General features: G+C 54.5%; 18 protein-coding genes and 1 other RNA gene. 15 read left to right on the top strand and 4 right to left on the bottom strand.

Going from position 1 to position 19840, the window contains the following annotated elements; translation table 11 throughout:
• Positions 1 to 66: 66 nt before the first annotated feature.
• The 7 genes from tdcB to LH86_RS01720 all read left to right on the top strand — a co-directional run bounded on the left by tdcB (position 67) and on the right by LH86_RS01720 (position 8639).
• On the top strand, positions 67 to 1065 hold the full coding sequence (tdcB, locus tag LH86_RS01750) for a bifunctional threonine ammonia-lyase/L-serine ammonia-lyase TdcB (protein WP_039287573.1): 999 nt from the start codon (positions 67 to 69) through the stop codon (positions 1063 to 1065).
• 15 nt (positions 1066 to 1080) lie between these two features.
• Positions 1081 to 2412 carry a threonine/serine transporter TdcC gene (tdcC, locus tag LH86_RS01745; RefSeq protein WP_039297908.1) on the top strand — a complete coding sequence of 444 codons (1332 nt, stop codon included), beginning with the start codon at positions 1081 to 1083 and terminating at the stop codon, positions 2410 to 2412.
• A 36-nt stretch (positions 2413 to 2448) separates the two neighbouring features.
• Positions 2449 to 3657 (top strand): propionate kinase, encoded by a 1209-nt coding sequence (gene tdcD / locus LH86_RS01740; protein ID WP_039297905.1) that lies wholly within the window; start codon positions 2449 to 2451, stop codon positions 3655 to 3657.
• Between the two features lie 29 nt (positions 3658 to 3686).
• Positions 3687 to 5981 carry a formate C-acetyltransferase gene (pflB, locus tag LH86_RS01735; protein WP_039297903.1) on the top strand — a complete coding sequence of 765 codons (2295 nt, stop codon included), beginning with the start codon at positions 3687 to 3689 and terminating at the stop codon, positions 5979 to 5981.
• A 171-nt stretch (positions 5982 to 6152) separates the two neighbouring features.
• The gene (locus LH86_RS01730; RefSeq protein ID WP_039287559.1) at positions 6153 to 7013 is read left to right on the top strand and encodes a small-conductance mechanosensitive channel MscS; all 861 of its coding nucleotides are present in this window, start codon (positions 6153 to 6155) and stop codon (positions 7011 to 7013) included.
• 142 nt (positions 7014 to 7155) lie between these two features.
• Positions 7156 to 7791: an arginine exporter ArgO gene (argO, locus tag LH86_RS01725; protein WP_039297901.1), complete on the top strand. Its 636-nt coding sequence runs from the start codon at positions 7156 to 7158 to the stop codon at positions 7789 to 7791.
• A 110-nt stretch (positions 7792 to 7901) separates the two neighbouring features.
• Entirely contained in the window at positions 7902 to 8639 is a 738-nt protein-coding gene (locus LH86_RS01720; RefSeq protein WP_039297898.1) for an oxidative stress defense protein, read from the top strand.
• Positions 8640 to 8691: 52 nt separating this feature from the next.
• Here the strand turns inward: LH86_RS01720 and argP are convergent, their stop codons facing one another.
• Positions 8692 to 9591 (bottom strand): DNA-binding transcriptional regulator ArgP, encoded by a 900-nt coding sequence (gene argP, locus LH86_RS01715; protein WP_008461592.1) that lies wholly within the window; start codon positions 9589 to 9591, stop codon positions 8692 to 8694.
• Positions 9592 to 9779: 188 nt separating this feature from the next.
• Here argP and rpiA point away from each other — a divergent pair, with 188 nt between their 5' ends.
• Entirely contained in the window at positions 9780 to 10439 is a 660-nt protein-coding gene (gene rpiA, locus LH86_RS01710; RefSeq protein WP_008461594.1) for a ribose-5-phosphate isomerase RpiA, read from the top strand.
• Between the two features lie 303 nt (positions 10440 to 10742).
• On the top strand, positions 10743 to 11981 hold the full coding sequence (serA, locus tag LH86_RS01705; protein ID WP_039297896.1) for a phosphoglycerate dehydrogenase: 1239 nt from the start codon (positions 10743 to 10745) through the stop codon (positions 11979 to 11981).
• A 38-nt stretch (positions 11982 to 12019) separates the two neighbouring features.
• On the opposite strand, the gene LH86_RS01700 is transcribed toward serA, so the two are convergent.
• The 3 genes from LH86_RS01700 to zapA form a co-directional block, all read right to left on the bottom strand.
• Positions 12020 to 12616, bottom strand: a complete 597-nt coding sequence (locus LH86_RS01700) for a 5-formyltetrahydrofolate cyclo-ligase (protein WP_052045537.1) — start codon at positions 12614 to 12616, stop codon at positions 12020 to 12022.
• Between the two features lie 20 nt (positions 12617 to 12636).
• Positions 12637 to 12820: non-coding RNA, 6S RNA (gene ssrS, locus LH86_RS21820), on the bottom strand.
• A 41-nt stretch (positions 12821 to 12861) separates the two neighbouring features.
• Positions 12862 to 13191 (bottom strand): cell division protein ZapA, encoded by a 330-nt coding sequence (gene zapA / locus LH86_RS01695; protein WP_008461599.1) that lies wholly within the window; start codon positions 13189 to 13191, stop codon positions 12862 to 12864.
• Between the two features lie 168 nt (positions 13192 to 13359).
• Between zapA and LH86_RS01690 the strand changes: the two genes are divergently transcribed.
• From LH86_RS01690 to gcvH, 6 genes are all read left to right on the top strand, one after another.
• Positions 13360 to 13938: a YecA family protein gene (locus LH86_RS01690; protein WP_008461600.1), complete on the top strand. Its 579-nt coding sequence runs from the start codon at positions 13360 to 13362 to the stop codon at positions 13936 to 13938.
• Between the two features lie 23 nt (positions 13939 to 13961).
• On the top strand, positions 13962 to 15278 hold the full coding sequence (gene pepP / locus LH86_RS01685) for a Xaa-Pro aminopeptidase (protein ID WP_039297894.1): 1317 nt from the start codon (positions 13962 to 13964) through the stop codon (positions 15276 to 15278).
• Entirely contained in the window at positions 15275 to 16453 is a 1179-nt protein-coding gene (gene ubiH / locus LH86_RS01680) for a 2-octaprenyl-6-methoxyphenyl hydroxylase (RefSeq protein WP_039297892.1), read from the top strand. Before pepP ends, ubiH begins: the two co-directional genes overlap by 4 nt.
• A 12-nt stretch (positions 16454 to 16465) precedes the next feature.
• On the top strand, positions 16466 to 17665 hold the full coding sequence (ubiI, locus tag LH86_RS01675) for an FAD-dependent 2-octaprenylphenol hydroxylase (RefSeq protein ID WP_039297889.1): 1200 nt from the start codon (positions 16466 to 16468) through the stop codon (positions 17663 to 17665).
• 657 nt (positions 17666 to 18322) lie between these two features.
• The gene (gcvT, locus tag LH86_RS01670) at positions 18323 to 19420 is read left to right on the top strand and encodes a glycine cleavage system aminomethyltransferase GcvT (RefSeq protein ID WP_039287537.1); all 1098 of its coding nucleotides are present in this window, start codon (positions 18323 to 18325) and stop codon (positions 19418 to 19420) included.
• A gap of 29 nt (positions 19421 to 19449) precedes the next feature.
• A complete protein-coding gene (gene gcvH / locus LH86_RS01665) occupies positions 19450 to 19839 on the top strand; it encodes a glycine cleavage system protein GcvH (protein WP_008461608.1) in 390 nt (129 codons plus the stop codon).
• Position 19840: the final 1 nt, after the last annotated feature.

Here is a 19840-nt window from a genome sequence, read left to right as displayed (position 1 = left end):
ATCAAAGTGGTGGGCCTTCTATTGTCCGCTGCTAATGCCCTTTATTGCTTTGATGCGGAGGTTAACATGCATATAGATAATGAACTGCCAGTCACAATTAATGATGTTCTTGAGGCGAAAAAAAGAATATCTGGATTTGTGTATAAAACCGGGATGCCTCGCTCTAATTATCTTAGCGAATGCTGTAAGGGCGACATCTATTTAAAATTTGAAAATATGCAGCGAACCGGCTCATTTAAAATGCGCGGTGCGTTCAACAAACTTAGCTCACTGAGTGAAGAAGAAAGAGCCCGGGGCGTGGTGGCCTGTTCTGCGGGCAACCATGCACAGGGGGTTTCACTGTCGTGCGCGCTGCTCGGTATTAACGGCAAAGTGGTGATGCCGAAAGGTGCACCGAAGTCAAAAGTTGCCGCCACGACTGACTATTCAGCTCAAGTGATTATCCACGGTGATAATTTTAACGAAACCATCGCTAAGGTCAGCGAAATTGTTGAGACGGAAGGGCGGATTTTTATCCCGCCTTACGATGATGAAAAAGTCATTGCCGGGCAGGGGACGATTGGCCTTGAAATTCTTGAAGACCTTTACGACGTCGATAACGTGATTGTGCCTATTGGCGGCGGCGGGCTGATCGCAGGCATTGCGGTAGCCATTAAATCCATTAATCCGACGATTAATATTATTGGCGTACAGGCAGAAAACGTTCACGGCATGGCTTCTTCTTTCCGTACTGGTGAAATTACCGCGTACCGAGCAAGCAGTACATTAGCTGACGGTTGTGATGTAGCCCGCCCAGGAAAGCTAACTTTCGAAATCGTTAAGAAATTAGTCACCGATATTATTTTGGTTAGCGAAGAAGAGATCAGAAACAGTATGGTTGCGCTTATTCAGCGAAATAAAATTGTCACTGAAGGTGCTGGGGCGCTGGCTTCCGCTGCATTATTAAGCGGCAAGCTGGACCAGTACATTAAAGGCCGTAAAACCGTGAGTATCATTTCTGGTGGAAATATCGATTTGTCTCGTGTTTCTGAAATTACTGGTGCAGCGGAAGCTTGCCTGGTCTAAATAAGGATCTTCATTATGAGTAATGTAGAAACCACCCTTGTTGGTCAAAAAGAGTCCTCCCTGTGGCGTAAGTCCGACACCACCTGGACTTTAGGTCTGTTCGGTACCGCCATTGGCGCGGGGGTCCTGTTTTTCCCGATTCGTGCGGGCTATGGCGGCCTGATACCTATTCTGATCATGCTGGTTTTAGCCTATCCCATTGCCTTTTTCTGCCACCGTGCGCTGGCGCGGCTGTGCCTTTCCGGCAGCAATCCCTCGGGTAATATCACCGAAGTTGTCGAGGAGCATTTTGGTAAAACGGGCGGTGTCGTCATCACCTTCCTGTACTTCTTCGCGATTTGCCCGCTGCTGTGGATTTACGGCGTCACTATTACCAATACCTTTATGACCTTCTGGGAGAACCAGCTCCAGCTGATGCCGCTCAATCGTGGGCTGGTAGCGCTTTTTCTGCTGATGCTGATGGCCTTTGTCATCTTCTTTGGCAAGGATCTGATGGTCAAGGTGATGAGCTGGCTTGTATTTCCGTTTATCGCCAGCCTGGTCATTATTTCTCTGTCCCTTATTCCTTACTGGAATTCAGCGGTTGTCGATCAGGTGAATCTGAGTGAAATCGCCCTCACCGGCCATGACGGCATCCTGGTGACCGTGTGGCTCGGGATCTCCATCATGGTGTTCTCCTTTAACTTCTCGCCAATTGTCTCTTCGTTTGTAGTGTCAAAGCGCGAAGAGTACGAAGCGGATTTCGGCAAAGTCTATACCGAAGACAAGTGCTCAAAAATCATCTCACGTGCCAGCATGTTGATGGTTGGCGTGGTGATGTTCTTCGCCTTCAGCTGCCTGTTTACGCTGTCACCACAGAATATGGCCGAAGCAAAAGCGCAGAACATCCCGGTGCTCTCCTATCTTGCGAACCACTTCTCTTCTCTGTCTGGTTCGAAATCTACTTTTGCCACGGTGCTGGAATATGGCGCGTCGATTATTGCCCTGGTCGCCATTTTCAAATCCTTCTTCGGCCATTACCTGGGGACGCTGGAAGGGCTTAATGGTCTGGTTCTGAAGTTCGGCTATAAGAGTGACAAAACGAAGATTTCCGAGGGCAAACTTAATCTGATCAGCATGGTGTTCATCATGGGGTCAACTTGGGTTGTGGCCTACGCCAACCCAAATATTCTTGACCTGATTGAAGCGATGGGCGCCCCGATTATTGCTTCACTGCTTTGCCTGCTGCCGATGTACGCGATTCGTAAAGTACCGGCGCTGAGCAAATACAAAGGCAGAAGTGAAAATATCTTTGTTACCGTGATCGGCTTACTGACGATCCTCAATATCGTATACAAAATTATTTAATTAATCGCCATTGGCTCAGGATGAGTGAACGTTAATATGAATGAATATCCGGTAATATTAACCATAAATTGCGGTTCATCTTCGGTTAAATTTTCCGTGCTGGATGAATTAACCATGGAGCCACTTTTAACGGGTATTTGCGAAGGTATAAATACCGAATCCGCAACGCTTACCGTTAATAGCGGTAAGCCGGTGAAGCTGGCGCATTCTGATTATGAGGATGCGCTGGCGGCAATCTCCCTTGAGCTTGAAAGACGTCATTTGACCGAAAGCGTGGCCTATATAGGCCACCGCATTGCGCACGGCGGCGCGATTTTTGGCGAGTCGGTATTGCTCACGGACGACGTCGTGGAGCAAATTCGCGCGGTCTCGCCTCTCGCGCCGCTGCACAACTATGCCAATCTCAGTGGAGTGGCTTCGGCCATGCAGCGCTTCCCAGGTGTGCCGCAGGTTGCCGTGTTTGATACCAGCTTTCACCAGACGATGCCCCCTGAAACCTATCTCTACGGCCTGCCATACCGCTATTTCAAAGAGCACGGCGTCAGGCGTTATGGATTTCACGGAACCTCTCACCGCTATGTTTCCATGCAGGCCAGCGAGCTAGCTGAACTGAAAGGGCGTTCATCGGGGCTGGTGATTGCTCATCTGGGCAACGGGGCTTCAGTGTGCGCGGTTGTGGACGGGCAAAGCGTTGATACCTCGATGGGGATGACCCCGCTGGAAGGTTTGATCATGGGGACACGCTGCGGTGACGTCGACTTTGGGGCGATGGTGTGGCTGGCAAGGCAGACCGGGCAGTCGCTGGACGATCTTGAGCAAGTGGCAAATACCGAGTCAGGGCTGCTGGGGCTTTCAGGGATATCTTCTGACCTGAGAACGCTGGAAAAAGCCAGGCTGCAGGGGGATACCCGCTCGGAGTTGGCTATCAACACGTTTGTGCACCGCATTGCTAAAACCATCGGCGGGCACGCCACATCGCTGCCACATTTTGATGGGCTAATTTTTACCGGTGGCATCGGTGAAAACTCAGCGCTTATTCGCCGTCTGGTAATTCAACATTTACGGGTATTCGGTTTCGAACTGGATGAAGAAAAAAACATGCGGCCTAATTCTGACGGCGAGCGTGTTATTTCAGCCAAAAACTCGGCGGTACTGTGTGCAGTTATTCCGACCAACGAAGAAAAAATGATTGCTCTTGATGCCCGTGAATTGGGCAAGGCATCGCAGTTTGCGGAATTCGCTTAATTTTATTTGCGGTACAGAGGATTGAATGCATGAAAATGGATATTGATATTTCCCATGAGAATTATGCTCAGGCCTGGCAGCAGTTCCGTGGGGAATGCTGGCAGCATGAGATTAATGTTCGGGATTTTATCCAGCAAAACTACACGCCGTATGAGGGGGATGATGCGTTTCTGGCGAGCGCAACATCTGAGACGACGGCGCTGTGGGAAAAGGTGATGGAGGGTATTCGCATTGAAAATGCTACTCATGCCCCGGTCGATTTTGACACTAACGTGGCCACCTCCATTACCGCCCATGCCCCCGGTTACATTATTCAGCAACATGAAAAAATAGTGGGTCTGCAGACGGACCAGCCGCTAAAGCGCGCGCTGCACCCGTTTGGTGGCATCAATATGATCAAAAGCTCGTTTGAAGCTTATGGCCGCAAAATGGACCCTGAGTTTGAGTATCAGTTTACCGAGCTGAGGAAAACGCACAATCAGGGCGTGTTCGACGTTTATTCGCCGGATATTCTGCGCTGCCGCAAGTCCGGCGTATTGACGGGGTTGCCGGATGGCTACGGGCGCGGCCGAATCATCGGCGATTACCGCCGCGTGGCGCTGTACGGCATTGCTTACCTGGTCCGCGAGCGCGAGCTGCAGTTTGCCGATCTGCAGCAGAAGCTTGAACGTGGCGAGGATCTTGAAGCAACGATTCGCCTGCGTGAAGAACTGGCGGAACATCGCCACGCGCTGCTGCAAATCCAGAAAATGGCCGCCGGGTACGGTTTCGATATCTCGAGGCCGGCGAGCAACGCGCAGGAGGCGATTCAATGGCTTTACTTCGCCTATCTGGCGGCGGTGAAGTCGCAAAACGGTGGGGCGATGTCGTTGGGGCGCACCGCAACCTTTATCGATGTTTACATCGAGCGCGATATTCGCTCTGGCCTGCTCAATGAGCAGCAGGCGCAGGAGCTGATTGACCACTTTATTATGAAAATCCGCATGGTGCGCTTCCTGCGCACGCCGGAGTTTGATTCGCTGTTCTCCGGGGACCCGATATGGGCAACGGAAGTTTTAGGTGGAATGGGGCAGGATGGTCGTACTTTGGTGACCAAAAGTACCTTCCGCTATTTGAATACGCTTTACACCATGGGGCCTGCGCCGGAGCCGAATTTAACCATCCTTTGGTCTGAGGCGTTGCCGAAAGCGTTCAAGGTTTATGCCGCCAGGGTGTCGATTGAAACCTCATCATTGCAGTATGAAAACGATGACCTCATGCGCAGCGATTTCGCCAGCGACGACTATGCGATTGCCTGCTGCGTTAGCCCGATGGTGATTGGCAAGCAGATGCAGTTCTTTGGCGCTCGCGCCAACCTGGCAAAAACGCTGCTGTACTGCATCAACGGGGGCATGGATGAAAAGCTGAAGATCCAGGTCGGGCCTAAAACGCCAATGTTGCTCGACGACGTGCTGGACTACGACAAGGTGATGACCAGCCTCGACAGCTTTATGGATTGGTTGGCGGTGCAGTACGTGACGGCCCTGAACCTGATCCACTACATGCACGATAAATACAGCTACGAAGCTTCGCTGATGGCGCTGCATGACCGGGATGTTTACCGGACGATGGCCTGTGGCATCGCCGGGCTTTCAGTGGCGGTGGATTCACTTTCGGCCATCAAACACGCCGTGGTTAAGCCGGTTCGCGACCACACCGGGCTGGCGGTAGATTTCGTGATCGAGGGCGACTATCCGCAGTATGGCAATAACGACGACCGCGTGGATGCCATTGCCTGCGATTTGGTTGAGCGTTTTATGAAGAAAATTCAGGCGTTGCCAACTTATCGTAATGCCGTGCCGACGCAGTCTATTTTGACCATTACGTCGAATGTGGTTTACGGGCAAAAAACGGGGAATACGCCGGATGGCCGCAGGGGAGGAACGCCGTTTGCACCCGGTGCTAACCCGATGCACGGGCGAGACACTAAAGGCGCTGTAGCCTCGTTAACCTCTGTGGCTAAGCTGCCGTTCAGCTATGCAAAAGACGGCATCTCTTATACGTTTTCCATCGTGCCTGCGGCGCTGGGGAAAGATGAATCCGTTCGCTGCCTGAACCTGGTCGGCTTGCTTGATGGCTACTTCCATCACGATGTCAAAACGGAAGGCGGGCAGCACCTGAACGTCAACGTATTGAACCGCGAAATGCTGATGGATGCTATTGCCCATCCTGAAAATTACCCGACGCTGACCATTCGTGTTTCAGGTTATGCGGTGCGTTTCAACGCGCTCACACGGGAACAGCAGCAGGATGTAATTTCCCGGACCTTCACGCAAACGTTGTAAGCCCACTTTTAGCCCGGACATTCGTCCGGGTTTTCCCCTTCTTTTGCCGCATTAATACGCAATTTGAGATCAATTTTGTGACGTACTTGGCACATTCATGCGTTTTTGTTTACCCTTTACGGTTTGAACTGCCTTACCGGGCGGAGAAACTTTTCAGACAAGGAACAGTAAATGGAAGATCTCAACGTAGTAGACAGTATTCATAATGCGGGAGGTTGGCTGGTGCGCAATCAGGAGCTTCTCCTGAGCTATGCGGTAAACATCGTCGCCGCCGTGGCCATTTTGATCGCCGGGATGATCGTTGCCCGTCTGGTCTCCGGGGCCGTTAATCGCCTGATGCTGGCTCGCAGCATCGACAGCACCGTCGCTGATTTCCTTTCCGCGCTGGTGCGCTATGGGATCATTGCTTTCACACTGATTGCAGCCCTGAGCCGTGTCGGGGTGCAGACCGCTTCGGTGATCGCCGTGCTGGGTGCCGCCGGTCTGGCCGTTGGTCTGGCGCTGCAGGGTTCCCTGTCCAACCTGGCCGCAGGCGTGTTGCTGGTCACCTTTCGTCCATTCCGTACAGGGGAATATGTCGATCTCGGCGGCATTGCGGGCACCGTGCTGAACGTGCAAATCTTCTCCACCACGCTGCGTACCGTGGATGGCAAAATCGTGGTTGTGCCGAACGGGAAAATCATCGCCGGCAATATCATTAACTTCTCCCGTGAACCCGCCCGCCGCAACGAATTCATCATCGGCGTGGCCTACGATGCGGATATTGATCAAGTCAAGCAGATCCTGACTGACATCATCACCAGCGACGAGCGCGTGCTGAAGGATCGCGACATTACCGTGCGCCTCAACGAGCTTGGCCCTTCATCCGTCAACTTTGTGGTGCGGGCGTGGAGCAAAAGCGGTGACCTGCAAAACGTTTACTGGGACGTGCTGGAGCGCATCAAGAAAGCCCTTGATGCAAACGGCATCGGCATTCCTTATCCGCAGATGGACGTTCACGTTCGCCAGATTAAAGACTCTGATAACGCCTAACCTCCAGGGCCAGCTTTCGCTGGCCTTATTTTTATCTGTAATAATTAGCCATTCTTATTAGCGATTAAAACTATCAATTTCCTCTAATAATTTTTGCGCATTACACTCACGCTCAATGATGAACATTTAAAGGGCGTATCGCGTGTTATCTTATTATTTTCAGGGTATTGCATTGGGAGCGGCGCTAATTCTGCCGCTAGGGCCGCAAAATGCCTTTGTGATGAACCAGGGCATTCGTCGGCAGTACCATCTGATGATTGCTTCCCTGTGCGCGCTGAGCGACATCATTCTGATTTGCGGCGGTATTTTTGGCGGCAGCGCCATTCTGATGCAGTCTCCCTGGCTGCTGGCGCTGGTCACCTGGGGCGGCGTGGCATTTCTGTTGTGGTACGGCTGGGGCGCGCTGCGCACGGCGATGAGCAGCAACCTGGAGCTTGCTTCGGCCGAAGTGTTGAAGCAGGGGCGCTGGAAAATCGTGGTCACCATGCTGGCGGTGACCTGGCTCAATCCGCACGTCTATCTGGACACTTTTGTGGTGCTTGGCAGCCTGGGCGGCCAGCTTGCGGATGATGCAAAACGCTGGTTTGCTTTGGGGACCATTAGCGCCTCTATTCTCTGGTTTTACGGCCTGGCGATTCTTGCCGCCTGGCTGGCTCCTCGGCTGCGTACCGCAAAAGCACAGCGGATTATCAACGGGGTGGTTGGGATTGTGATGTGGTTTATCGCCGCTCAACTGGCCCGGGATGGCGTGCAGCACATCGCGGCGCTCGTGGGCTAATTCGCCATAATCTGATAGACAAGTTACCATTACAGGCTAAGCTTGCTGGCAGACGCCGGGAGTTTGTTGAACGGCGTAATCACAGTGGAACGTAGCACGGAGGAGTTACAGTGAAGTTTAAAATTTTAGCATTAGCCGCGTTAATGGGATTAGGTTCTGTTTCTGTACAGGCAGGCGAGTTGCCAAACGGGCCGCACGTGGTCACCTCCGGGACAGCCAGCGTCGATGCCGTACCTGATATCGCCACGCTCGCTATCGAAGTCAACGTGTCCGCTAAGGACGCCGCTTCTGCCAAAAAACAGGCCGACGATCGCGTGGCACAATACCTGACTTTCCTGCAGAAAAATGGCGTAGAGAAGAAGGACATCAATGCCGCTAACCTGCGCACACAGCCAGAGTATGACTACCTGAAAGATGGCAAAACTCAGCTGAAAGGCTACCGTGCGGTACGCCAGGTGGAAGTCACCCTGCGTCAGCTGGATAAAATGAACGAGTTGCTGGATGGCGCGCTGAAATCTGGCCTGAACGAAATTCGTTCCGTGTCGCTGGGCGTTGCGCATCCGGAAGAGTACAAAGACAAAGCACGTAAAGAGGCGATTAACGACGCAACCCGCCAGGCGAAGCTGCTGGCCGAAGGCTTTAACAGCAAGCTGGGCCCGGTTTACAGCGTGCGTTACCACGTTTCTAACTACCAGCCAGCACCGATGGTTCGCATGATGAAAGCGGATGCAGCTGCACCGGTTTCCGCTCAGGATACCTACGATCAGCAGACTATTCAGTTTGACGATCAGGTCGATGTGGTGTTTGAACTGCAGGGCGCACAAACCCCGGCAGCACCTGCTCAGTAAGATGTGATTTTCACCTTAACCCTCGCCATTCCGGCGGGGGTTAATCAAAGCGTTATTCCGTATCCTGCCTCAAGACCTTGTGCCCGTACTCCAGTAACGCATCCGTCACGTTGCGCATCATGCGGCTTTCCGGCGCAAAGCGGTGCCAGTAAAGCATGCGGCGCTGCAGCAGACCCGGCGTCAGGTCGATTAATTCCCCGCTATTTAACTCGCGCTCAATTTGCAGGTGCGGGATCATACAGCATGTTGTGCCCTGGCGCGCCAGCTGCACAAAGGCTTCCGAAGAGTTCACGATATGGCACGGCACGCTGCCGGGAGACAGGTCAAAGTTCTGCTGTAAAAATGCCTGATGCATATCGTCGAGATGATCGAACGCAACGGCGGGGGCTTTAAGCAGCGCCGACCGCGTGACGCCATTCGGGAAATAACGCTCGGCAAAATCTTTTGAGCCTACAAACAGGTAGTCCAACGCGCCAAGGCGATCTACAAGGCAGCTCGGCAGCGGCTGAGGCTGAATGGACACCGCGCCAACCACTTCCCCGCGACGCAGGCGTTCCTGAGTGCGGGTTTCATCTTCCACCTGAAGATTCAGGCGAATGGGGGAGTCGGCTAAGACCGGCGCAAGGGCCGGCAGCAGCCAGGTTGCCAGGCTGTCGGCGTTAACTGCCAGCGAAAGCAGCAGCGGCGTGGAGCCGGTTTGCTCATCGCCCAGCCACTCTTCTTCCAGCAGTTCCACCTGACGTAAAAGCGCCAGCAGTTTTTGACCCTGCTCGGTAGGGCGGGGCGGCACGGTACGCACCAACAATGGCTGGCCGAACATCGTTTCCAGTTGCTTAATACGTTGTGACACCGCCGACTGAGTAATGCACAGCTTCTGCGCCGCGCGCTCAAATCCTCGTTCACGAATTACCGCATCCAGCGCCTGCAGCGTTCTGTAGTCCGGGCGTTTCATTGTTGTTCATCTGCTCCTGATTTCGTCGTGCAGCCACTATGACATAAATTTGCCGCTGATTCAGACCAAATCGGCAGGCTGACATTGTGTTTGAACGTGATGGGGTCGGCATTGCGGCAAAGCCGGGGACATTTTTCCGGCGCATGCTCTATAATGCGCGTCAGTTTCCACATCACAGGCATAAAATTATGACGCAGGATGAACTGAAAAAAGCAGTCGGATGGGCAGCACTCCAGTACGTGCAGCCGGGCACCATTGTTGGCGTGGGGACGGGCTCAACCGCCGCGCATTTTATTGATGCTTTGGGCACCATCAAACACCAGATTGAAGGTGCTGTTTCCAGCTCCGACGCTTCCACCGCGAAACTGAAAAGCCTTGGGATCCCCGTTTTCGATCTCAACGAGGTGGATTCATTAGGCGTTTACGTCGACGGTGCCGATGAGATCAACCATCAGATGCAGATGATCAAAGGCGGTGGCGCCGCGTTAACTCGCGAGAAAATCATCGCCTCCGTTGCCGACAAGTTTGTTTGCATCGCGGACGCTTCCAAGCAGGTTGATATTCTCGGTAACTTCCCGCTGCCGGTAGAAGTGATCCCGATGGCGCGCAGCGCCGTTGCGCGTGAGCTGGTAAAACTGGGTGGGCGCCCGGAGTACCGTCAGGGCGTGGTCACGGACAACGGTAACATCATTCTGGATGTGCATGGTTTGAGCATCATGGAGCCGATGAAGCTGGAAAACATCATCAACGGTATGCCTGGCGTTGTTACCGTGGGTCTGTTTGCGAACCGTGGCGCGGATGTGGCGCTGATCGGCACCGCTGACGGCGTAAAAACCATCGTGAAATGATCTGACCGGGGCGCGTTCTGCGCCCCAAAAAACCGTATAAAAAATGACAAATTATTTTAACCGCATATTTGGTGACATATATCACATTTTGGTAACAGTGCTGTGATTCATGCCTGGTTCACTCTCCCGCTCAGCATTTTATTCTGACTCCCGCCGCCTTATTCCCGCCTGACGATACGGCGACGCAATCGTTCATATTGCCCCAAACGTAGATTTTGATATTTTGACAGAAGGGTAACTTATAGGCGGTGGCGCATCACCGCCTAAAAACGAACACAACAGCACTGAAAATAGGGTCGGGAAATGGCAAAAGTATCACTGGATAAAGACAGAATTAAATTCCTGCTTGTGGAAGGCGTGCACCAGAAGGCGGTAGACAGCCTCCGTGCAGCGGGATACACCAACATTGAATTCCATAAAGGCGCGCTGGATTCCGAAGCGCTCAAAGAGTCGATCCGTGATGCTCACTTTATTGGCCTGCGTTCCCGCACCCATTTGACCGAAGAGATCTTTGCCGCGGCTGAAAAACTGGTAGCCGTGGGCTGCTTCTGCATCGGCACCAACCAGGTTGACCTGGATGCGGCGGCGAAGCGCGGTGTTCCTGTGTTTAACGCCCCGTTCTCAAACACCCGCTCCGTTGCCGAACTGGTGATTGGTGAATTGCTGCTGCTGCTGCGCGGCATTCCTGAAGCTAACGCTAAAGCACACCGTGGCGTGTGGAACAAGCTGGCGGTAGGCTCTTTTGAGGCCCGCGGTAAAAAGCTGGGCATCATTGGCTACGGCCACATCGGTACACAGCTAGGGATTCTGGCTGAATCTCTGGGGATGCACGTCTACTTCTACGATATCGAAAACAAGCTGCCGCTGGGCAATGCGACTCAGGTTCAGCATCTCTCTGACCTGCTGAATATGAGCGATGTGGTTAGCCTGCACGTGCCGGAAAACGCCTCCACCAAAAACATGATTGGCGCGAACGAACTGGCGCTGATGAAGCCGGGTTCATTGCTGATCAACGCCTCTCGCGGTACGGTGGTCGATATTCCTGCTCTGTGCGGCGCGCTTTCCAGCAAGCATCTGTCTGGTGCGGCGATTGATGTATTCCCTACTGAGCCGGCTACCAACAGCGATCCGTTCAACTCCCCGCTGTGCGAGTTTGACAACGTGATCCTGACCCCGCACATCGGCGGCTCAACTCAGGAAGCACAGGAAAACATTGGCCTGGAAGTCGCGGGCAAGCTGGCGAAATACTCTGATAACGGCTCTACGCTGTCTGCGGTTAACTTCCCGGAAGTTTCGCTGCCGCTGCACGGGGGGACAACCAGCCGCCTGCTGCACATTCATGAAAACCGCCCAGGGATCCTGACCGCGCTGAACCAGATCTTTGCTGAGCAGGGCATCAACATTGCCGCTCAGTTCCTGCAGACCACGCCGCATATGGGTTACGTAGTAATTGACATTGATGCGCCGGAAGATGTGGCTGAGAAAGCGCTGAAATCAATGAAAGCGATCCCGGGCACCATTCGCGCCCGCCTGCTTTACTGATTAGAAGAATGGCCTCTTCCTCAAAGGGGGAAGGGGCATCACCACTGCCAAAGGCGCGATGGCGTCACCACGGCAGGCAAAGGAATATCCCACTGTTCTACCGGCAACGTCTCCACCTGCTGGCAATCATGCGCCAGGCCAACCGGGTAAAAGCCGTGCTGCTGCCAGTTCTGCAGCGTTCTGTCGTAAAACCCGCCGCCCATCCCCAGACGCTGGCCTGTTTCATCGAAGGCAACCAGCGGCGTGATCAACACATCCAGATTATTCAGCGGCAGCACGTCGCGGACATCCAGCTTAGGCTCAAGAATTTTCAGGCGATTGATGACCAGATTACTTTGCGGCGTGTAGCGTAAAAATAGCAGGTTGCCGGGGCTAAAAGGATGAAGCACCGGGAGATAAACGTTTTTGCCCGCCTGCCATAAAGCCTCAATCAGCGGAGTGGTATTCAGTTCACCGTCGAACGAGAGAAACAGCGCCACAGTCTGAGCGTGTACAACGGGCTCAAACGCCAGCATGCGTTCAGCAGCCTGTAGGGCAAAGGTTTGTTGTTCTGGGGGAGTAAGCGACCGGCGTCGCTGCCGAATCGTTTGGCGAATGTCCTGACGAAGCGTTGAGGTTAACGGGATATGCGTCATGATTGCCGGGTAGTAAAGAGGGAATCTCCGAGATGCCGCCGCAGGCTGTAACCCTTGAACCCTTGGTTCAAGGTGAGTGTGTCGTCATGGTTTTAAGGCTTCTCGGACGGACCGAGCATGCTCACCAACCGCGGAGCGCCACACTCTTGTGGTATGAAATATCGGCTCAGGGGACTGGCCCGCTTGCAAACATCTCAGAGAAATTTTGTCTTCGAAGTTACTCTACCACAGTCAACTGCGAAGTGTTATTCAAACTTTGGACCCTGTCGGTCTGCTATGCGACCTTGCTCAAGCAACGCTTGTTCGATAGTCTGCTGTAACATCCGAATACGCTCTTCCATATTGGCGGCGTAGTCACGGGTTTTCGACTTTTCCTGAGCCAGTTCGTAGCAAATGTTAAGTGCTGCGATGAACACTAGCTGCTCGGTATTTGTGACTCTAGTGCGAACTTTTAAATCTTGCAACCGCTGATTCAGCTCTTCCGCAGCCTGATTCAGCGCATCCTGTTGTTCAGGCGGACAATTCACGCGCAATGAACGACCGAAAATTTGAATATCGACTGGTTGTGCAGACATGCCACCTTCCTGCTGTTTACTCGCCTGCCTTTACGCCACCGACCCCGGTAGCGGAAGGGGCGCCACTATAGCTATCCCGATATCAAGATACAAGCCCTTTTCTGGTATCTGCGGGGGTCCTGGTGGTAGCATAACACACACTATTCCTGCCAACGATGACGAATGCGCATGTCAATACAGAACGCAATGCCGGACTACGACTTAGTCGGCCAACTTTTGAACCAACAGGGTGTGGGTCTGACGCCTGCAGAAATGCACGGCTTGATCAGCGGCATGCTGTGCGGTGGTAACAAAGACACCAGCTGGCAAACGCTGCTGCATGACCTGACCAACGAAGGCCTGGCCTTTAGCCAGAACCTCGCGGATCCGCTGCGCCAGATGCACGGCGCCATTGGCGACGCGCTGGAAGACGAAGGCTTCCTGTTCCAGCTTTACCTGCCGGATGGGGATGATGTCTCCGTTTTCGATCGCGCCGATGCGCTTTCCGGCTGGGTAAACCACTTCCTGCTTGGTCTCGGCGTCATGCAGAGCAAGCTCGACAAAGTCACCGGCGAAACCGGCGAAGCCATTGACGATCTGCGTAATATTGCCCAGTTGGGTTACGACGAGGACGAAGACCAGGAAGAGTTGGAAATGTCGCTCGAAGAGATCATTGAGTATGTGCGTGTTGCCGCGCTACTGTGCCACGACACCTTTACTCATGCGGCACCGACCGCGCCAGAGGTACGCAAACCTACGCTCCACTAACGATCAAAAAATCAGGAGATGTGATGACCCAGCAGGAATTTCTTCGCCGCCGCCAGGCGCTACTGGCGAAAATGGTACCTGGCAGCGCTGCGTTAATTTTCGCGGCTCCGGAAGCGACCCGTAATGCCGATAGCGAATACCCTTATCGGCAGAGCAGCGATTTTTGGTACTTCACCGGTTTTAATGAGCCGGAAGCCGTGCTGGTGCTCATTAAAAGCGATGAGTCGCACAATCACAGCGTGTTGTTTAACCGCGTGCGGGACAAAAGCGCAGAAATTTGGTTTGGCCGCCGGCTAGGTCAGGAGGCCGCCCCGCAGAAGCTAGGGGTGGATCGCGCGCTGGCTTTCAGCGAAATCGGTGAGCAATTACATCTCCTGCTAAACGGCCTGGATGTGGTTTACCACGCTCAGGGCGAGTACGAATATGCGGATAACATCGTTTTTGCCGCTCTGGATAAGTTGCGTCGTGGTTCGCGTCAAAATCTCGCTGCGCCAGCAACACTGACCGACTGGCGCCCGACGGTACACGAACTGCGCCTCTTCAAATCCGAAGAAGAGATTGCCGTGATGCGTCGCGCCGGGGAAATCTCAGCGCTGGCGCATACTCGTGCCATGCAGGCCTGCCGCGCGGGGATGTTTGAATATCAGCTCGAAGGTGAAATTCACCACGAGTTTACCCGCCACGGCGCGCGGTATCCTTCGTACACCACTATTGTGGGCGGCGGCGAAAACGGCTGCATTCTGCATTACACCGAAAATGAAAGCGAACTGCGCGACGGCGATCTGGTGCTGATCGACGCCGGGTGCGAATACCAAAGCTACGCCGGAGACATCACGCGTACTTTCCCTGTTAACGGCAAATTCAGCCCGGCGCAGCGTGAAATTTACGACATCGTGCTGGAGTCGCTCGAAACCTCGCTAAAACTCTACCGGCCAGGCACCTCCATGCAGGAAGTGACGACGGAAGTGGTACGCATCATGGTTAAGGGGCTGGTAAAGCTCGGTATTCTGAAAGGTGATGTCGATCATCTGATAGCCAATAACGCCCACCGCGCGTTCTTCATGCATGGACTGAGCCACTGGCTGGGGCTGGATGTTCACGATGTAGGTTCTTATGGCGTGGACAAGTCACGCGTGCTTGAGCCGGGGATGGTCATCACCGTGGAACCAGGGCTTTATATTGCGCCGGATGCGGACGTGCCCGCACAGTACCGCGGCATTGGCATCCGCATTGAAGACGACATTGTGATCACCAAAGACGGCAACGAGAACCTGACCGCCAGCGTGGTGAAATCCGCAGACGATATCGAAGCGTTGATGGCGGCGGCGCGTCAGCCATGAGTGTGATCATTGTTGGTGGCGGGATGGCGGGGGCGACGCTGGCGTTAGCCATCTCAACCCTCACCCAGGGAAAATTGCCGGTGCACCTTATCGAGGCGATTGCCCCGGACTCAGCCGCTCATCCGGGGTTTGATGCCAGAGCCATCGCGCTCGCCCAGGGCACCCGGCAGCAGCTGGCCCGCATTGGCGTATGGTCTGCGCTGGCCGACTGCGCCACGGCAATTAAAACCGTGCACGTCAGCGACAAAGGCCACGCCGGCTTCGTCACCCTTGAAGCTGAGGATTACCAGATTGATGCGCTGGGGCAGGTTGTGGAGCTTCACGATGTCGGGCTGCGTCTTTTTAGCCTGCTGCGTAAAGCGCCAGGCGTAACGCTGCACTGCCCGCAGCGAGTTACGTCGTTTACCCGGCACGAACATAGCGTGCAGGTTGTGCTGGATAATGGCGTTGAGCTACAGGGCAATATTCTGGTTGCCGCGGATGGCACTCGTTCTAAGCTGGCGGCGCAGTGTGGTATCACCTGGCAGCCGCAGAGCTACCAGCAAATCGCCGTGATTGCCAACGTCACTACCTCTGAACCCCATCATGGCCGGGCATTTGAGCGCTTTACCGAACACGGGCCGATCGCCATGCTGCCGATGTCCGACGGGCGCTGCTCGCTGGTCTGGTGCCATGCGCTGGAAGCTCGTGAGGAAGTTGAAAGCTGGGGCGAAGCAGAGTTTTGCCAGCAGCTTCAACGTGCCTTTGGCTGGCGGCTGGGGCGAATTACCCATGCAGGCATTCGCCATCATTATCCGCTGGCGTTACAGCAGGCTTCGCAGACCGTATCCCATCGCCTGGCGCTGGTGGGCAATGCCGCGCAAACGCTGCACCCGATCGCCGGGCAGGGGTTCAACCTTGGCCTGCGCGACGTTATGTCGCTGGCTGAAGGGCTGGCAGAGGCCCACGCGGCAGGCGCAGATGTCGGCAGTTTCCCGGTTCTGGCGGCTTATCAGCAGCGCCGTGCCGCAGATAAAGCGGCAACCATCGGCGTCACTGACGGGCTGGTTCAGCTGTTTGCTAACCGCTGGGCACCGTTGGTGGCGGGCCGTAACCTTGGCCTGATGGCGATGGAACATTTTACTCCGGCACGAGATGTGCTGGCTCAGCGCACCCTGGGTTGGGTGGCGCGTTAAAGGAGAGTCAATTTGCAAAGCGTAGATGTGGCGATTGTCGGCGGCGGCATGGTGGGGCTGGCGGTGGCCTGCGGACTTCAGGGCAGCGGCCTGCGCGTTGCGGTCATTGAAAGCCATCTTCCTCAGCCGTTGGCGCCTGAAGCTGCCCCGGAGCTGCGCGTTTCGGCGATCAACGCGGCAAGCGAAAAGCTGCTGACGCACCTGGGCGCATGGCCAAAAATCAGCGAGCGAGCCAGCAGCTATCACGGGATGGAAGTCTGGGAGCGAGACAGCTTCGGGCAAATCGCCTTTGATGATAAGAGCTTCGGCTTTAGCCACCTGGGGCACATCATCGAAAACTCGGTGATCCACCAGGCGCTATGGCAACGGGCTGAGCAATGCAGCGACATTAGCCTGATGGCCCCCGTGGACATTAACCAGGTCGCCTGGGGGGAAAACGAAGCGTTCCTGACCCTTAAGGACGGCACAATGCTAACTGCAAGGCTGGTGGTAGGCGCAGACGGCGCCAACTCCTGGCTGCGTGACAAAGCCGATATCCCGCTGACGTTCTGGGACTATAACCACCATGCGCTGGTGGCGACGATTCGCACCGCTGAGCCGCATCAGTCCGTCGCGCGCCAGGTGTTCCACGGGGAAGGCATTCTGGCGTTTCTGCCGCTTTCTGACCCGCATCTTTGCTCGATTGTCTGGTCGCTGCCGCCGGAAGAAGCGGCGCGTATGCAGCAGGCCGACGATGAAGCGTTTAACCAGGCGCTTTCCGTCGCGTTTAACATGCGCCTCGGCCTGTGTTCTGTTGCAAGCGAGCGCCGCACCTTCCCGCTGACGGGCCGTTACGCCCGAAGCTTCGCTGGTCATCGTCTGGCGCTGGTGGGCGATGCTGCCCATACCATTCACCCGCTGGCAGGGCAGGGCGTCAACCTTGGCTTTATGGATGCCGCTGAATTGATTGCGGAAATTCGCCGCCTGCATCGCGAAGGCAAAGATTTTGGGCAGCATCTCTACCTGCGTCGCTATGAGCGCAGTCGCAAGCACAGCGCGGCGGTGATGCTGGCCAGTATGCAGGGCTTCCGCGATCTGTTCGCTGGCAGCAACCCGGCGAAAAAACTCTTCAGAGACATAGGCCTGAAGCTTGCCGATACGCTGCCAGGCGTTAAACCTCAGCTGGTTCGCCAGGCGATGGGGTTGCAAGATCTGCCGTCCTGGCTGCAATAAATACTCGTCATACTTCGAGCTACAGGTGTGTTAGCGGCACTCACTTACCCCAGTCACTTACTTTATGTAAGCTCCTGGGGATAAGCTCCCTTGCTGCCTACCTGTAACTCGAATTATTTAGAGTATTAGAGTGTCTCTCTGATTCAGCTTCCATGGCTGCAATAAATACTCGTCATACTTCGAGCTACAGGGGTGCTAGCCGTACTCACCCGCTCGATGGAATCCATAGTGATAACCTCGTCACATTTCCCTTCCCGATGACCGGGAAGGGTATCTGCTCCCTCGTTTGAAATATTCTAATCTCAGGACAAATCTCGGATTACATTTTCTAATCTTACAATTTTTACGATGTAGTCAATTTGTTTCTGAAATGGTCGTAAATGTTAGCCAGTGCTAAATTCGACATCAAATACCTGCTGTTAATGTGGAGTGAATCGCATTTTTACAGTGAATTACTCTGCACACTTCCTCTCCCATTTTGGTCATAAGCTAATGCAATGACCGTTTTTCGCTTATGGTTTACGCCCCCGTTCGGTGGTAAGTTCAGGTCAAAGGTAACGTTTGCGTCGCTATCGGGGAACGGTGGTGATGCCGGGTTTCGTCTGACGGTTGGCAAAGCCAAATCCGCTTTGCAACCAGATGGTTAAAGAGGAAAAGATGACTCAACAGACCCCCTTATTTGAACAGCACACGCTCTGCGGTGCCCGCATGGTTGATTTCCACGGCTGGATGATGCCGCTGCACTACGGCTCTCAAATTGATGAGCACCACGCTGTGCGCACCGACGCCGGTATGTTCGACGTGTCACACATGACCATCGTCGACCTGCACGGCAGCCGTACCCGCGAGTTTCTGCGTTACTTAGTCGCCAACGACGTCGCCAAACTCACCCAGCCGGGCAAAGCGCTTTACACCGCCATGCTCAATGCATCCGGCGGCGTGATTGACGACCTTATTATCTATTTCCTCACCGAAGATTATTTCCGCCTCGTTGTTAACTCCGCCACCCGTGAAAAAGACCTTGCCTGGATCAACCAGCACGCAGAACCGTTTGGCGTGTCCGTTACCGTGCGTGACGACCTGGCGCTGATTGCCGTTCAGGGGCCGAATGCGAAGGCCAAAGCCGCCACGCTGTTTAGCGAAGCGCAGCGTAAAGCCGTTGAAGGCATGAAACCGTTCTTTGGCGTGCAGTCCGGCGATTTGTTCATCGCCACCACCGGCTATACCGGCGAAGCGGGTTATGAAATTGCGATGCCGAATGACAAAGCCGCAGGATTCTGGGCGCAGCTGGTTGAAGCGGGCGTTAAGCCTTGCGGCCTGGGCGCTCGCGACACGCTGCGTCTTGAAGCTGGTATGAATCTCTACGGGCAGGACATGGACGAAGGCGTTTCTCCGCTAGCCGCGAACATGGGCTGGACTATCGCGTGGCAGCCTGAAGATCGTGCATTTATCGGCCGTGAAGCGCTGGAAGCACAGCGCGCGAACGGCACCGAAGAGCTGGTTGGCTTGATCATGACCGAAAAAGGCGTATTACGTAATGAGCTGCCGGTACGGTTTACCGACGCGCAGGGCAATACGCACGAAGGGGCAATCACCAGCGGCACCTTCTCGCCAACGCTCGGCTACAGCATTGCGCTGGCTCGCGTCCCGGCGGGCATCGGTGAAACGGCGATCGTGCAGATCCGCAACCGCGAAATGCCGGTCAAAGTCACTAAACCTATTTTTGTTCGCGCCGGTAAGCCGGTCGCGCTTTAAATTTTGAAATCAGGTATCAGGAGAAAACAATGAGCAATGTGCCGAACGAACTGAAATACAGCAAAGAGCACGAATGGCTGCGTAAAGAGGCTGACGGCAGCTACACCGTGGGCATCACCGAACACGCGCAGGAACTGCTGGGCGACATGGTATTTGTTGACCTGCCTGAAGTGGGTGCCACCGTTTCTGCCGGTGATGATTGCGCCGTTGCTGAATCCGTGAAAGCGGCTTCTGACATCTACGCCCCAATCAGCGGTGAAATCGTTGCGGTCAACGACGCGCTGAGCGACAGCCCGGAGCTGGTTAACAGCGAGCCTTACGGCGAAGGCTGGATCTTCAAAATTAAAGCCAGCGACGAAGCACAGGTTGCCGCGCTGCTGGATGCTTCTGCCTATGAAGCGCTGTTAGAAGACGAGTAAT

Origin of the sequence: Cedecea neteri (assembly GCF_000758325.1) — a bacterium.
GTDB classification, from domain to species: domain Bacteria; phylum Pseudomonadota; class Gammaproteobacteria; order Enterobacterales; family Enterobacteriaceae; genus Cedecea; species Cedecea neteri_B.
The sequence above is the reverse complement of the archived record's forward strand: the minus strand, read 5'-3'. Positions and strand labels throughout refer to the sequence as shown.